Genomic DNA, 15408 nt, shown 5'->3' with positions numbered 1-15408 from the left:
CCGGGGCATCGAGCCCCGGACCCGGCCGGCGAGAGCCAGCTCTCGCGCTCTCGCGGTATTTGTCCCAATCCAAAGGGGGCGCCGGTCACCGGGTTGCCAGCGGCGCCGTTTCGCGGTTTGTTCGAGCCCGTTCAGGAAAGGATGCGCCTTGGTCACTGCCCTTCTCACCCATGACGCCGCATTGCATCACGTCACGCCCGAAGGTCATCCCGAGCGGGTGGCGCGGATCGAGCATCTCCTGCATGCGCTGGCCGCCTTCCCGCTGATGCGCGTGCCCGCGCCGTTGGCGGAGGACAGCGATATCGAGCGCTGTCATCCGCCGAGCTATATCGGCTCGCTCGAGAGCCATCTGCCGTCGCGGGGCTTGCATCAGGTCGATGGGGATACCTGGCTGTCGCCGGGATCGCTCGATGCGGCGCGGCGCGCGGCGGGGGGGATCGTGAAGGCCATCGACATGGTGCTGGACGGCGAGGTCGCCAATGCCTTCGTTGCGATGCGCCCGCCCGGCCATCACGCGGAACGGACGACGGCGATGGGCTTCTGCCTGTTCGGGACCGCGGCAATCGGTGCGAAATACGCGCTCGAGTCGCGGGGTCTTTCGCGCGTGGCTGTCGTCGATTTCGACGTGCATCACGGCAATGGCACTCAGGATCTTCTTTGGCACGAGAGGCGGGCGCTGACGATCACCTCGCACCAGTCGCCGCTCTGGCCCGGCACCGGCGCGTCGCACGAGACCGGAGCCCATGACAACGTGCTGAACCTGCCGCTGCCGCCCGGGAGCGACGGGTCGCGGATGCGCGAGGTCTACGAGGACCGGGTCTTCCCGCGGCTGCGGGATTTCGCCCCCGAGCTCATCATCCTGTCGGCAGGGTTCGATGCCCATGCCGACGATCCGCTGGCCAACCTGAACTGGCAGACCGAGGATTTCCGCTGGCTGACCGAGCGGCTTTGCGAGCTGGCCAGCGAGGTCTGCGGCGGCCGCGTGGTCTCGACACTCGAGGGCGGCTATGATCTTCAGGCGCTGTCCGAGGCCGGGGCGGCGCATGTGCGCGCATTGATGGAGGCAGGCGAATGAGCGACGAAGGCAAGCCCGTCGAAGAGATGAGTTTCGAGGAAGCGATGCGCGCACTTGAAGAGGTCGTGGGGCAACTCGAACGCGGGGACGTGCCGCTCGAGCAGTCGATCGCGCTTTACGAACGCGGTGCGAAGCTCAAGAAGCGTTGCGAGCAGAAGCTGAAAGAGGCCGAGGAAAAGGTCGCGGCGATCACGCTCGACGCCGAGGGCCAGCCCAAGGGGACGACCCCGGTCGAGGGGCTCTGACCTCGCATGTTCGAGGCCGGACTGACGGAGGCGCAGACCCGGATCCAGGGCGGGTTCGACAGGCTTTTCGAGGCCCGCGCGGATCTGCCGCTTCACCGCGGGATGGCCTATGCCACGCGCGGCGGTAAACGCCTGCGCGGCTATCTCGCACTTGAAGGCGCGCGGCTGCACGGCGCGGGCGATGCGCTGAATGCCGCGCTCGCCATCGAGGCCGTGCATGCCTACAGCCTCGTTCATGACGATCTGCCGGCGATGGATGACGATGATCTGCGGCGCGGTCAGCCGACCGTGCATCGAAAATGGGACGAGGCGACCGCGATCCTGGTGGGGGACGGTCTGCAGGCGCTGGGCTTCGAGCTCTGCCTTGCGCCCGAGGCGCATCCCGATCCGTCGGTGCGTGCGGATCTCGCCCTGAGCCTCGCACGTGCGAGCGGGGCGGAGGGCATGGTTCTGGGCCAGGCGCTCGATATTGCCGCCGAGAGCGCGGGCACGCCGCTAGACCTCGAGGAGATCACGGCCCTCCAGGCGGGCAAGACCGGCGCGCTCATTCGCTGGGCCGCGGAAGCGGGTCCGCGCCTTGCCGGGGCTGATTCCGCGCCGATGCGGGCCTATGCCGATGCGCTGGGCCTCGCTTTCCAGATTGCCGACGACATCCTCGACATCGAGGGCGACGCAGCGGCGATGGGCAAGGCGGCGGGCAAGGATGCCGATCGAGGCAAGGCCACCTTCGTCTCGCTCCTGGGGCTGGGTGGCGCGAAGGCGCGCGCGGCCGAGCTGGTGGACAGCGCCGAGACGGCCCTATCTGACTACGGCAAGGAGGCACGCGGCTTGATCGAGGCCGCCCGCTTCGTTATCGCCCGGAAAGCCTGATCCATTCCGGGCAGACCGAACCAGATGTGAGTGACGATGTCCGACCGCCCCCAAACACCGCTGCTTGACCGCGTCCATACACCGGCAGACCTCAAGGCCTTCTCTGATACCGAGCTCCGACAGGTGGCGGACGAGTTGCGCGCCGAGACGATCTCGGCCGTCTCCGAGACGGGCGGGCATCTCGGCGCGGGGCTGGGCGTCGTGGAACTGACCGTCGCGCTGCACGCGGTCTGGGATGCGCCGCGGGACAAGATCGTCTGGGATGTGAGCCATCAGAGCTATCCGCACAAGATCCTCACGGGGCGGCGCGACCGTATCCGCACGCTGCGCCAGAAGGACGGGCTGTCGGGCTTCACCAAGCGTTCCGAAAGCCCCTACGATCCGTTCGGGGCGGCCCACAGTTCGACGTCGATTTCAGCGAGCCTGGGGTTCGCGGTGGCGCGCGATTTGAACGGCGCGTCCGAGACGGGGCATGGCGATGCCATCGCGGTCATCGGCGACGGCGCGATGTCGGCGGGCATGGCCTACGAGGCGATGAACCATGCCGGCCACCTCGGCAAACGGCTGATCGTGATCCTGAACGACAACGAGATGTCCATCGCGCCTCCCGTGGGAGCGATGTCGTCCTATCTCTCGCGGCTCTATGCCGAGGCGCCGTTCCATTCACTGAAGGATGTCGCCAAGGGAGCGGTGAGCTTTCTGCCGGAGCCATTCCGCGAAGGGGCCAGGCGGGCCAAGGACATGATCAAGGGCATGGCCGTCGGAGGCACGCTCTTCGAAGCGCTCGGCTTTTCCTATATCGGACCCATCGACGGGCATGACATGGAAAGCCTGCTGCCGGTCCTGAGGACCGTGAAGGCGCGGGCGGATGGGCCGATCCTCATTCATTGCATCACCAAGAAGGGCAAGGGCTACGCGCCCGCTGAAGGCCGCCCGGACCGGGGCCATGCGACGGCGAAATTCGACGTGAGCTCGGGCGAGCAGAAGAAGGCGGCCTCCAATGCACCGGCCTATACCAAGGTCTTCGGTCAGACGTTGGTGGAGCTTGCCGAGGAGGACAGCCGGATCTGCGCGGTGACAGCGGCGATGCCGGATGGGACCGGACTCAACCTGATGGCCGAGCGGTTTCCGTCGCGCTGCTTCGACGTGGGTATCGCCGAGCAGCACGGCGTGACCTTCTGCGCGGGCCTCGCCGCGGGCGGGATGCGGCCGTTCGCGGCGATCTATTCGACCTTCCTCCAGCGCGGCTTCGACCAGGTCGTGCACGATGTCGCCATACAGCGGCTGCCGGTGCGGTTCGCCATCGATCGTGCGGGGCTCGTCGGTGCCGACGGGGCGACCCATGCGGGCAGCTACGACGTGGCGTATCTGGCCAATCTGCCGGGTTTCACCGTGATGGCCGCGGCGGACGAGGCAGAGCTCAAGCACATGGTCGCAACAGCCGCGGCGCATGACGACGGGCCGATCGCGTTCCGCTATCCGCGCGGCGAGGGCATGGGTGTGGAGATGCCGGAACGGGGAGAAATCCTCGAGATCGGCAAGGGCCGGATGATCCGCGAGGGCGCACGCGTCGCGATCCTGTCCTACGGGGCGCGGCTGAAGGAAGTGTTGCAGGCCGCGGAGGCTCTGGAGGCGCGGGGCATCAATCCGACTATCGCCGATGCGCGCTTTGTGAAACCTCTCGACCGCGAACTGATCCTCGGCCTTGCGCGGGATCACGAGGCACTCGTGACGATCGAGGAAGGCGCGATCGGCGGCTTCGGAAGCCATGTCGCGCAGCTGCTGGCCGAGGAAGGCGTGTTCGATACCGGTCTGAAATACCGCTCCATGGTGCTGCCCGACACGTTCATCGACCAGGCGAGCCCGGCGGACATGTATGCCGTCGCAAGGCTGAACGCCTCTGATATCGAGGCGAAAGTTCTCGACGTCCTGGGTGTTGCGCGCATGGAAAAGCGCGCCTGATACAGCGGTCCCGCGCGTGCCGCGCGGGGCATGTCTGGCCCGCTGATCGTGCCGATCATCGGGCAGCGAAGGGGGCGCTGCCCCCTCTTGGCGGCGGGGCCGCCAATTCACCCCCGCGGTATTTGTCCCAACCCAAAGATCAGGGCGTGCCGCTGTCCCCTTCGGTCTCGCGCAAGAGGGCGGCGAGGCCTTCGCGGTAGGTCGGGTAGCGCATTTCAAGGTCAAGCATGTGCTTCACCTTCTCGTTCGATGTGCGTTTGTTATCGGCATAGAAGCTGCGGGCCATGGGGCTCATGTCGGCTTCGTCGAAGGGGACTTCGGGCGGGATCGGCAGGCCGAGCAGTTCGGCGGCATGGGCGATCACGTCCTGTGGCGGGGCGGGTTCGTCATCGCAGACATTGAAGGCCTCGCCCGGGGTCGGATGTGCGATGGAGGCTTCCAGCACGCGGGCGATGTCCTCCACGTGGGTGCGCGAGAAAACCTGTCCGGGTTTGACCACCCGCTGTGCGCGTCCCTCGCGGACCTTGGCGAACGGGCCGCGGCCCGGCCCGTAGATGCCAGCAAGGCGGAAGATATGGATCGGCAGGCCGGGTATCGCGGCCCAGTCGGCTTCGGCTTTCACGCGCGCGCGCCCGCGCCGGCTATGGGCATTGAGAGGTGCCGTCTCGTCGATCCACGCGCCGTCCGCATCGCCGTAGACGCCGGTGGTGGAAAGATAGCCCGCCCAGCGGATATTTGGTGCCCGCGCGGCGATGGTGTCGCGTGCGAGCGCAAGGGCCGGATCGCCCTCGTCGCCTGGGGCGGCGGACATCAGGAGATGATCGGCGCGGGCCAAGGCCCGCTCGACCGCTTCGCGGTCCCAGAGAATCGGCTCGATCCCGGTCTCGGCGAGCGAGCCCAGCTTATCGGGAGCGCGGGTCGTGCCGATCACGGTCCAGCCTTGCGGCAAAAGCCGCGCTGCCAGCGCGCGCGCGGAATAGCCGTGACCCAGTGAAAGAAGCGTGCCTGTCATGGTCGCGAAACTGGCGCGCGCCCGCGCATTTGGCAAGGGATGGGCGGCGCCCCGCCTACCGCGCAAGGCCGGGGTCGCGCGAATCATGGGCAGAGGGCACAAGCGAGGCAGTTCAACAATTCCGGATGACGGATATGCTTCGTTTCGCCTTGGCTCTTTTACTCGGTTCCGTTCTGTCTGCCTGTTCTCTTCCCGACCTTGGATCGACCGAGCGGCTGCAATTCGCCGCTGCGCCCGAACCGGTCGACAGCTACAATCCGCCGCTTCACCCGAACGAGACCGAAGAGCTGCGTGCACTCATCAACGAATATGCCGACTATTATCAGGTTCCGCGCAAGCTGGTGCATCGCGTCGTCATTCGCGAGAGTACGCATCGGCCCTGGGCGCGGAACGGGCCGTATTACGGGCTCATGCAGATCCTGCCCGCGACCGCACGAACAATGGGCTTCCGCGGCGCGCCCGAGGATCTCTTGGATGCGGAGACGAACCTCAAATACGCGGTGAAATACCTGCGCGGCGCCTGGCTTTTGTCGGACGGCGATCACGGCACTGCGGTCAGTTGGTATGCGCGCGGTTACTACTACGAGGCCAAGCGGCAGGGCATGCTCGTCGAGACCGGGCTGCGCCCGGGCTGAGGATCAGCGCTCGCGGGCCATGAGTTCGGGCAACTCGCCCGAAAGGCCTGCCGCCTCGCGCATGAAGACCCGGCGCAGACCGGGCGCGGCATTGACCGCCTGCATGCCGAGATCGCGGATCGCCCGAAGCGCCGCGCTGTCGTTCGAGAAGAGGCGGTTGAAGACATCGGTCGCGAGCCCGAGGCTTGACGTGTCGAAGCGCCGCCACCGCGCGTAGCGGTCCAGAACCTGCGGCGCACCGATATCCTCACCCCGGCGGCGGGCGGAGGACAGAACGTCGGCCAGCGTCGCGACGTCTTTCAGACCTGCATTGAGGCCTTGGCCCGCGATCGGATGCACGCCGTGCGCGGCATCGCCCACGAGCGCGAGGCGGGGCGCGGTGAGGCTGTCGGCCAGCGTCAGGTTCAGAGGATAGCTGTAGCGCGCGCCGGCGAGTGAAACCTCGCCGAGGAAATCCCCGAAACGGGGTCGCAGCACGGTCAGGTAATCTTCTTCGGACAAGGCGTTGATGTCTTCCGCAAGGCCGCGCCGTTCGCTCCAGACGATGGAGGAGCGGTTGCCGGTCAGTGGCAGGATCGCGAGCGGACCGGAGGGCAGGAAGAGCTGGTGGGCGGTGCCGCCATGATCCCGCTCATGGGCAATGGCGCAGACGAGCGCGGTCTGGGGGTAGTCCCATCCCGTGCGCGTGATGCCGGCGCGACGGGCAGTGCCGCTCTGGCGGCCATCGGCGGCGATCACGAGGGGCGCGGTGATGTCACGTCCATCCTCAAGCGCCAGCGTCGCGCCATGTTCCGCCGCGCTTTGGTTCGTGACGCGCGTGCCGGTGCGGTGGTCGATTCCCGGCGCGGCGTCCAGCGCATCGAGCATAGCCGCGCGCAGGTGCCGGTCCTCGACCATGTGGCCCATCGGCCCTTCCTCGAGTTCCGCGCTGTCGAACTCGAGGCCAAGTGCGACCGAGGCATCGCCGACGCGCCCGTCGGTCACCTTGATCCGATTCATCGGCTGGCTATCGGGGCCGAGCACGTCCCAGAGCCCGAGATTCGCCAGGAGACGCTTCGACGTCAGCGCGAGCGCATAGGACCGTCCGTCGAAATCGGGCGCGCGGTGGGTCTCCGCCGGAGCGGCATCCAGCAAGGTGACGCCAAAGCCCGCGTGAGCCAGCGCAAGGGCCAGCGTGCCACCGGCAAGGCCGCCACCGATTATGGCGATATCGCAATCCATCTTCATGGGGCGAAATATGCTCTCGTGCGCGGCATTGTCCATGAGGCGTCCCGCCGCTAGCGTCTCGAAAGGTCAACGGAGGACGGCATGAGCGATTGGACGGAGATGAACGCCCTTGCGTTGGGCGACGGCATCGGACGCGGTGAGATCGACGCGGACAAGCTGACGGAGACCTTTCTGGAGAAGATCGACGAACATCCGCTGCGTGACCGGATCTATGCGCGCGTGACCGCGGATCGTGCCCGCGCGGAAGCGAAGGCGGCGGCGGAGCGCGCGCGCATCGGGCGGCGGCGCTCGCGTCTCGACGGTGTGCCGGTGAGCTGGAAGGATCTGTTCGACACGGCCGGGATCGCGACGGAGGCGGGCTCTGCCATGCTGGCGGGACGAGTGCCCTCTGCGGATGCGCGCGTGCTGCGGAACGGTGCCGCGATGGGGCTCGTCTGCCTTGGCAAGACGCATATGTCCGAGCTCGCCTTTTCGGGGCTGGGGTTGAACCCGGTGACAGCCACCCCGCCTTGCGTGAACGATCAAGCTGCCGTTCCGGGGGGATCTTCGTCGGGAGCAGCGGCTTCGGTCGCGTTCGGGCTCGCCGCCGCGGCCATCGGATCGGATACCGGCGGATCGGTCCGCGTGCCCTCGGCATGGAATGACCTTGTGGGGCTCAAGACGACCTCGGGGCGGCTGCCCCTCGAAGGTGTGGTGCCGCTGGCGAAAGGGTTCGACACGGTCGGGCCGCTCTGCCGCGACGTCGCCGATGCGGCGGCGCTCTTCGCGGCGCTGGACGGCGTGCAGCCGCCGGTGCCGGGGAGGGCAGGGGGCCTTTCAGGACGGCGCTTCGCCCGGCTTCGCACGATCGTGGAAGACGATCTCTCACCGGCAATCGCCGAGGCCTACGAGACCGTGCTCGCGAAGCTTCGGGCGGCGGGCGCAGAGATCGTGGATTTCGACTTTCCAGCGCTTGAAGGTCCGATGGGCGATGCGGGCGTTCTCTACACCGCTGAGGCCTGGGCGGAATGGGGCGCGCTCATCGACGAGAAGGGCGATCTGATGTTCGGCGCGGTGCGGTCGCGCTTCGCAGCGGGCAAAGAGGTTGCGGCGGCGACCTTTCTGCGGGCGGTCGAGCGGATGAAAGCCGTGCGCGCGGAATGGGCGCGGGCTACCGCCGGCGTCGATGCGGTGCTCTGCCCCACGACGCCGAACTTGCCGCCCGAGGCGGAGCGGCTGATGACGGATGGCGAGTATTATGTGTCGGAGAACCTTCGCACCCTCAGGAATACGCGCGTCGGCAACCTCATGGGTCTGGCGGGGGTGAGCCTGCCGACGGGCACACCCTCGGCGGGGCTTTTGCTCAACGGCGCGCCTTGGGGCGAGTCGCGGCTTTTGCGCGTTGCGGCAGAGACAGAACGCGCCCTTGCATAGACTTTTCTGTCAATGCGGATTTCCTGCCACAGCTCCTTGAGAGTTCTGGGAATTTCTGGACGACCCTCCCCCTGACAGGGTATCGTCCCCTCAAAGCGGGGCAGGAACGATCCCGCATTCACGAGGCAGTCGAGCATGTTTCCCGAACGGTTTTCGGACCTTCCGGCCTATGCGTTTCCGCGCCTTCGGGCGCTTCTCGACGCGTATGAGCCCGGCGGGCCGGTCGTCCACATGACGATCGGTGAGCCGCGCCACGCCTTCCCGGATTGGGTGGGCGAGGTGCTAGCGCGACATGTGAACGAGTTCTCGCGCTATCCCGTGAACGAAGGCAGCGAAGAGCTACGCCGCGCGATCACCGATTGGCTGGGTCGCCGCTATGGCGTCGATCTCGATCCTGAAACCCGCGTCATGGCGCTGAACGGCACGCGGGAAGGGCTCTACAACGCGGCGATGGCGCTTTGCCCCGAGACGAAGGGTGGCAAGCAGCCTGTGATCCTGACGCCGAACCCGTTCTACCAGGTCTACGCGGTCGCGGCTCTTTCGGTGAACGCAGAGGCTGTCTACGTGCCCGCCACGGCCGAGACCGGGCATCTGCCCGATTATGCGGGCCTGCCGCGCGATGTGCTGGAGCGCACCGCGCTGTGCTACATTTGCTCGCCAGCGAACCCGCAGGGCGCGGTGGCCGATCGCGCTTATTGGGAGCGGCTCATTGGCCTCGCCGAGGAACACGATTTCCAGATTCTCGCGGACGAGTGCTATTCCGAGATCTACCGCGACGTGCCGCCGATCGGCGCGCTCGAGGTGGCGCGCGACATGGGCGTCAGCCCCGAACGGGTTGTCGTGTTTCATTCGCTCTCCAAGCGGTCGAACCTGCCGGGCCTGCGCTCCGGCTTCGTCGCGGGCGGTCCCGAGAGCATCGCGCGCATTCGCCAGCTTCGTGCCTATTCCGGCGCACCTCTACCGATGCCGCTTCAGCGCGTGGCGGAAAAGGTCTGGGCGGATGAAGCGCATGTCGAAGAGAGCCGCCGGCTTTACGTCGAGAAATTCGATATCGCCGATCGCGTGTTCGAAGGCATCGACGGCGCCGGGGCACCCGAGGCCGGGTTTTTCCTATGGCTGCCTGTCGAGGATGGCGAAGCGGCGGCGCTGAAGCTTTGGCGCGACACGGGCGTTCGGGTTTTGCCCGGCGCCTATCTCTCCCGAGAGACGCCTTCGGGCAATCCGGGAACAGGGTATATCCGGGCGGCGATGGTCGCCCCGAGAGACGAGATGCAGGACGGGCTCGAGAGATTGCGCGCCTGCCTCTACGACTGAGTGCATAATTACAAAAGACCGAAGACGAGGCGAGGAATGGCATATCCGGCACGGGGACGCGAACCGCTCTTTGACAGCGACATGCAGGCGGCGATCGAGAAACGGAGCAAGGAGCTTGTGGGCCTTGCCCTGGTATTGGTGGGGCTGATGGCCGCCGCGATGATCGGCTCCTACTCGCCGGACGATCCGTCCTGGATCTCTTCGACGGATGCGCCCGTGCAGAACTGGATGGGCCGGTTCGGGGCCGCCGTTGCGGCACCGCTCTACATGATCGTCGGGCGCGGCGCCTGGGCGATCGCCGCGGTGCTGATCGTCTGGGGCCTGCGGCTCGTTCTTCATCGCGGCGAGGAGCGCGCGGTCTCCCGCGCCCTTTTCGCGCCGATCTGGATTGCCCTCATGTCGATCTTCGCGGCAGGCCAGCTGCCCGGCGACGGCTGGAGCCACAGTTTCGGAATGGGCGGACTTTTCGGCGACATGGCGATGGGATCGGTTCTGACCTTCCTGCCGTTGGGCGCGGGGGCATCGCTCAAGCTTGCCATGCTGGTCTTCGGGCTTGGCGTCCTTGCGTTCGGTGCGTTCGTTCTCGGCTTCACGCGTGATGAGCTGGCGCGCGGAGCGCAGCTGGCGCTCGTCGGTGTGGTCATGGCCTATGCCGCGCTTCTGAAAGTATTCGGCAAAGGCGCAGCCGGCGCGGTGCGCGGTGCGCGTGCGATGCAGGCGGCGCAGGATGCGCGCCGTGCCGCGCGTGCCGAAGAGGCCGAGTATGCACAGGTTTGGGCGGAGCCGCGTGCAGCGGCGGCTCCCGCGGCTGCATCAGCCGGGCAGCGCGTCGTGCGTGCCGAGCCGAGCCTGACCGCCCGGCGTCCCGCGCCCTCCGTTCAAGCCCAGGCGCATCCGGCACATGCCGCGCCTGCAACCGAAAAGTCCGGTGGTTTCCTCTCGAGGCTCATGCCGCGCAGCCAGCCCGAAGATCTCGAACCCGAGCTGATCGAACCCGATCTCGCGCCGGATGCCGCCATGCCCGAAACCGCGCGGGTCAGCGCAAAGATCTCGGACGCGGTGAAGGCCAAGCTGCGCCGTGTGCCCGAAGCACGCATCGCCGAGGAGATGCCGCTCACCAAGGGTCGTGGCCGAGGCCCCGATCCTCTGATCTACACGCCCGCACCGGTCGGTTTGCGCGCCGAGCCGCCGCTTACCGCGCGTTCCGGCGCGCCTGCGGCGCCCGAGGCACCGGCAGCGCCCGCACCCGCCGCGGAGCCCGCACGCATTTCGAGCCGCGCCGCGCCGCGCGCCGATGAGGTGCCCGAGGATCGCTTCATCGCGGTCGAGGATGACGAGGACGACGCGGACAGCGATTTTTCGGCCTATGCCGAAGCGCCCGCGCCTGCCTTCGAACGTCCGGCGATGCCCGCCGCGCAGCCGAAAAAGGTCGTTCAGACGGCGCAGCGCAAACCCGTGCAGCCGTCGCGTCGCGCGCAGGAAGAGGCGCAGCCGCGCCTGTCCTTCGAGGACAACCAGACAGATTTCGAACTCCCGCCCCTGTCGCTTCTGATGAACCCCGAACGGATCGAACGGCTGCACCTCTCGGATGAAGCGCTCGAAGAGAACGCGCGGATGCTGGAAACCGTGCTCGACGATTACGGCGTGAAAGGCGAGATCGTCAGCGTGCGTCCCGGTCCTGTCGTGACAATGTACGAGCTTGAGCCCGCGCCGGGACTCAAGGCCTCCCGCGTGATCGGTCTTGCCGATGACATCGCGCGGTCGATGTCGGCGCTCTCCGCGCGAGTCTCGACCGTGCCGGGCCGCAGCGTGATCGGGATCGAACTGCCGAACGACAACCGCGAGATGGTGTCCTTCCGCGAGATCCTCTCCTCGCGCTCCTACGGGGACGGCAACCAACGCCTGCCGCTCGCGCTCGGCAAGGATATCGGCGGCGATCCGATGGTCGCGAACCTCGCCAAGATGCCGCACCTGCTGATCGCGGGTACGACGGGTTCGGGTAAGTCGGTAGCGATCAACACGATGATCCTGTCGCTTCTCTACAAGCTCACGCCCGAGGATCTGCGGCTCGTGATGATCGACCCCAAGATGCTGGAACTCAGCGTTTATGACGGCATCCCGCACCTGCTGAGCCCGGTTGTGACCGACCCCAAGAAAGCGGTCGTCGCGCTGAAATGGGTCGTCGGTGAGATGGAAGACCGGTACCGCAAGATGTCCAAGATGGGCGTGCGGAACATCGACGGCTATAACGGCCGGGTCGAGGACGCCCAGAAGAAGGGCGAGATGTTCTCCCGGACAGTCCAGACGGGCTTTGACGACGAGACTGGCGAGCCGGTCTTCGAGACCGAGGAATTCGAGCCCAAGAAGATGCCCTATATCGTCGTCATCGTCGACGAGATGGCCGACCTGATGATGGTCGCGGGCAAGGAGATCGAAGCCTGCATCCAGCGCCTCGCGCAGATGGCACGGGCCTCGGGCATCCACCTCATCATGGCGACGCAGCGTCCCTCGGTCGATGTCATCACCGGCACGATCAAGGCAAACTTCCCGACGCGCATCTCTTTCCAGGTGACGTCGAAAATCGACAGCCGCACGATCTTGGGCGAGATGGGCGCCGAGCAGCTTCTGGGGCAGGGCGACATGCTCTACATGGCGGGCGGTGCGAAGATCACCCGCTGTCATGGCCCGTTCGTTTCGGACGAGGAGGTCGAGGAGGTGGTGAATCACCTCAAGGCCTTTGGTCCGCCCTCCTATGTCGGCGGCGTGGTCGAAGGGCCCGAAGACGACAAGGCGGACAATATCGACGCGGTTCTCGGCCTCAATACCGGCGGGAATACCGGCGGCGAGGATGCCCTTTACGACGAGGCGGTGGGCATCGTCATCAAGGATCGCAAGTGTTCGACCTCCTATATCCAGCGCAAGCTCGGCATCGGATACAACAAGGCCGCGCGGCTCGTGGAGCAGATGGAGGATCAGGGCGTCGTCTCCTCGGCGAACCATGTCGGCAAGCGCGAGATCCTGGTGCCGGAACAGCAGTGATCGGGCTAGGTGGCTCCGCCGCACCGGAACCCCTCACGCAAGCGTGACGTTGGGCCTGCATGTCAGGGGCCGACGCGACAGAACAGATCAAGGCATTCGCCGCGCCGGGTGGCTCGGAGGTGTGCGATGTCGTGAACCATCTTCGCGATCGCGTGTCGCAAGAAGATGAGACGCGCAAGACCGTGACCGTGGGCGATGTCGTCGAGGCCATCGGCGAGCGCGGCTTCGGGCCGGTCTTTCTGATCCTCTCGGCGCTCATCCTGACGCCGCTCGGAGGCGTGCCGGGTGTGCCGACCTTCACGGCCGCGATCATGACTTTCGCTGCCCTGCATATGCTGTTCGGCAGCGATCATATCTGGACGCCGCGCATCATCCGCCGCCAAAACGTGCCCGATAGACGTCTCTGCGCCGCGCTCGACCGGATCGAGCCTGTCGCCGCGCGGATGGATCGCTGGTTCGGACAGAGAATGAGCATGCTGGCAGGCAAAGCGGCACGCAAGGTCGCGGCGGTCTTCATCCTGGCGCTTTGCGCGACGGTTCCGCCGCTCGAGCTTGTGCCCTTCGCGGGGATCATCCCGATGATCGGAATCTTCATCTTCGGGCTTGCGATCACCGCCCGCGATGGTGCGGTCATGTTCCTCGCGATTTGCGCGGCGGTTCCCGCGTTGATTGGCGGGCCATTGCTGCTTTTATCACAATGAAATCACGCGCTATCGCATATCAGGCCGCCTCGGCCCATATCGAAGCTCAGAACGACACGACGCAAAGAGGATCACACGCCATGCGTTTCACTGGTTTCATCGCGGCCCTTGGTATCGGGCTTCTTTCCGCAGGGCAGGCGGCGGCGGACAAGCTGTCGCTGAACGAGGTCTCGAACTACCTCAACGGGATCCGCACGGCAGCGAGCGATTTCACCCAGATCAACGGCGACGGCACGATCTCGACAGGTGAGCTTGCGCTGTCCCGGCCCGGCAAGATGCGCTTCGACTACAATCCGCCCGAGCAGGCGCTTGTGATGGCGGGGCGGGGCACGGTCGTCATCATCGACAAGAAAGTCGGCGGGGTGCCCGAGACTTATCCGCTGAACCAGACACCGCTGTCGATCATCCTGGCGCAGAACGTCAATCTCGCGCAGCAAGGCATGGTCGTGGGCCACACCTTCGATGGCACCGCGACCACCGTGACCGCGCGCGATCCCCGGCGACCCGAATACGGCACGATCCAGATGAAGTTCACCGACAACCCGGTGGAACTCAAGCAATGGGTCGTCACCGATCAGAACGGGCAGACGACCACCGTCGTGCTGGGCGCGTTGCAGAAGCAAGAGCTGCCGAACTCGCTGTTCAATATCGACCGGGCGGTTGCGGAGGCCAATTAAGCGAGATCGCGACGTCTGCCGGAGCGCCTTCATGGGCGGTCCGGCAGCCATTTGATGCGTTCAGCGCGCGTAGCGGCATCCGACGAGCTGCGCTTGATAGGTCGTCGCGCGGGAGCCGACGGAATCGGCGACCCGCAACAGCCACGCTTTCGAATTGTAGCTGCCTCGGCGAAATCCGGCCCGGCCTTCGTGATAAGCAAGGTACTGGTTCCGGGCATCCCACATGGACAGCCCCAGGTCACGCTGCGATTGGGCCATATACCACCCCATGAAGTCGGTCGCATCGTTGATGTCGTCGCGGCGTGTACGGAACCCGCCATGCTGCTCCTGGTACTCTTCCCAAGTGCCGTCGAGCGCCTGGCCGTAGCCGAAGGCAGAGCTTTGCCGTCCTACGGGGATCACGCCCAGCCGATACTGGAAAGGCGTCCGGGCATCGCCGATGAATTTACTTTCCTGGTAGATCGTGGCCATCTGAACGTGGACGGGGACGCCCCATTTCCGTTCGGTGGCGCGGAAAGCGCGGGTGTAATGTGGGCGCTCGCGCAGGATTTCACAGGCATCGTCCAGATTGGACGGCGCGGTCTTCGGACCGCCGCCCCCGCAGGACGCCGCCAGCAACACGATCACAAGCGCGCGAAGGAAACTGCTCATTTGCCTCTCGCTCTGAATTGGCCGTTATCGGCTCTTGGCGTCCACTCTAGCGGAACACGGCGCGCGAGGAAATCACGAATGGGCCATAATTCGTCGCGCCTCTTGTAAACGGCGGCTTATCGCCCGACATGCGCTCAAAGCGAGTCCCGTTTGTCCGACTCACCTGCACAGAGTGTTTCCGGCGAGAATGGGGCGGAAAAATGGACAAACCGGCGTTGAAAGCGCTAGGTGTCAAGGGTAGAGGATCACGCCCATGAACACACAACGCGCCAAATACAAGCTCGGTCAGGTCGTACGGCACCGCAAGCATCCCTTCCGCGGAGTCGTGTTCGATGTCGATCCGGAGTTCGCGAATACCGAGGAATGGTACGAGTCCATCCCCGAGGAAAGCCGCCCGGTAAAGGACCAGCCGTTCTACCACCTGCTCGCGGAAAACGATCAGAGCTTCTACGTGGCTTATGTATCCGAGCAGAATCTCGTGGCGGATTATTCGGGCGAGCCGGTGGATCACCCCGACATCTCCGAGCTGTTCGGCCAGTTCCATGACGGCTCCTACGAGCCGCATTTTCAGATGAACTGAACCGGGC

General features: G+C 65.9%; 14 protein-coding genes. 11 read left to right on the top strand and 3 right to left on the bottom strand.

All coding sequences use genetic code 11. The annotated features are described in order from the left end of the window. The first annotated feature begins 148 nt into the window (after positions 1 to 148). Genes BM171_RS01170 through dxs form a run of 4 tightly spaced genes read left to right on the top strand, consistent with a single transcriptional unit; the run spans position 149 to position 4152 of the window. Positions 149 to 1075, top strand: a complete 927-nt coding sequence (locus BM171_RS01170; RefSeq protein WP_093008959.1) for a histone deacetylase family protein — start codon at positions 149 to 151, stop codon at positions 1073 to 1075. Then, on the top strand, positions 1072 to 1320 hold the full coding sequence (locus tag BM171_RS01165; protein WP_093008958.1) for an exodeoxyribonuclease VII small subunit: 249 nt from the start codon (positions 1072 to 1074) through the stop codon (positions 1318 to 1320). Before BM171_RS01170 ends, BM171_RS01165 begins: the two co-directional genes overlap by 4 nt. A 6-nt stretch (positions 1321 to 1326) precedes the next feature. Beyond that, on the top strand, positions 1327 to 2190 hold the full coding sequence (locus BM171_RS01160; RefSeq protein WP_093008957.1) for a polyprenyl synthetase family protein: 864 nt from the start codon (positions 1327 to 1329) through the stop codon (positions 2188 to 2190). 36 nt (positions 2191 to 2226) lie between these two features. Next, entirely contained in the window at positions 2227 to 4152 is a 1926-nt protein-coding gene (gene dxs, locus BM171_RS01155; RefSeq protein WP_093008956.1) for a 1-deoxy-D-xylulose-5-phosphate synthase, read from the top strand. Positions 4153 to 4291: 139 nt separating this feature from the next. Here the strand turns inward: dxs and BM171_RS01150 are convergent, their stop codons facing one another. Beyond that, positions 4292 to 5164, bottom strand: a complete 873-nt coding sequence (locus BM171_RS01150; protein WP_093008955.1) for an SDR family oxidoreductase — start codon at positions 5162 to 5164, stop codon at positions 4292 to 4294. Positions 5165 to 5289: 125 nt separating this feature from the next. Here BM171_RS01150 and BM171_RS01145 point away from each other — a divergent pair, with 125 nt between their 5' ends. Beyond that, positions 5290 to 5799: a lytic transglycosylase domain-containing protein gene (locus BM171_RS01145; RefSeq protein ID WP_093008954.1), complete on the top strand. Its 510-nt coding sequence runs from the start codon at positions 5290 to 5292 to the stop codon at positions 5797 to 5799. Positions 5800 to 5802: 3 nt separating this feature from the next. On the opposite strand, the gene BM171_RS01140 is transcribed toward BM171_RS01145, so the two are convergent. Continuing rightward, positions 5803 to 7062 carry an FAD-dependent monooxygenase gene (locus BM171_RS01140; RefSeq protein WP_093008953.1) on the bottom strand — a complete coding sequence of 420 codons (1260 nt, stop codon included), beginning with the start codon at positions 7060 to 7062 and terminating at the stop codon, positions 5803 to 5805. Positions 7063 to 7107: 45 nt separating this feature from the next. Between BM171_RS01140 and BM171_RS01135 the strand changes: the two genes are divergently transcribed. From BM171_RS01135 to BM171_RS01115, 5 genes are all read left to right on the top strand, one after another. After that, positions 7108 to 8439 (top strand): amidase, encoded by a 1332-nt coding sequence (locus tag BM171_RS01135; RefSeq protein ID WP_093008952.1) that lies wholly within the window; start codon positions 7108 to 7110, stop codon positions 8437 to 8439. Between the two features lie 135 nt (positions 8440 to 8574). Further along, positions 8575 to 9753, top strand: coding sequence for an aminotransferase class I/II-fold pyridoxal phosphate-dependent enzyme (locus BM171_RS01130; RefSeq protein ID WP_093008951.1), 1179 nt, complete (start codon positions 8575 to 8577; stop codon positions 9751 to 9753). Between the two features lie 36 nt (positions 9754 to 9789). Further along, positions 9790 to 12792 (top strand): DNA translocase FtsK, encoded by a 3003-nt coding sequence (locus BM171_RS01125; RefSeq protein WP_093008950.1) that lies wholly within the window; start codon positions 9790 to 9792, stop codon positions 12790 to 12792. 59 nt (positions 12793 to 12851) lie between these two features. After that, positions 12852 to 13493, top strand: a complete 642-nt coding sequence (locus tag BM171_RS01120; protein ID WP_093008949.1) for an exopolysaccharide biosynthesis protein — start codon at positions 12852 to 12854, stop codon at positions 13491 to 13493. An 80-nt stretch (positions 13494 to 13573) separates the two neighbouring features. Continuing rightward, the gene (locus tag BM171_RS01115) at positions 13574 to 14170 is read left to right on the top strand and encodes a LolA family protein (RefSeq protein ID WP_093008948.1); all 597 of its coding nucleotides are present in this window, start codon (positions 13574 to 13576) and stop codon (positions 14168 to 14170) included. Positions 14171 to 14230: 60 nt separating this feature from the next. Here BM171_RS01115 and BM171_RS01110 read toward each other — a convergent pair whose 3' ends face one another. Next, positions 14231 to 14821: a transglycosylase SLT domain-containing protein gene (locus tag BM171_RS01110; RefSeq protein WP_093008947.1), complete on the bottom strand. Its 591-nt coding sequence runs from the start codon at positions 14819 to 14821 to the stop codon at positions 14231 to 14233. A gap of 253 nt (positions 14822 to 15074) precedes the next feature. Between BM171_RS01110 and hspQ the strand changes: the two genes are divergently transcribed. Further along, entirely contained in the window at positions 15075 to 15401 is a 327-nt protein-coding gene (gene hspQ, locus BM171_RS01105) for a heat shock protein HspQ (protein WP_093008946.1), read from the top strand. Positions 15402 to 15408: the final 7 nt, after the last annotated feature.

This window comes from Roseivivax halotolerans (assembly GCF_900115815.1).
Taxonomy (GTDB): Bacteria; Pseudomonadota; Alphaproteobacteria; order Rhodobacterales; family Rhodobacteraceae; genus Roseivivax; species Roseivivax halotolerans.
The sequence above is the reverse complement of the archived record's forward strand: the minus strand, read 5'-3'. Positions and strand labels throughout refer to the sequence as shown.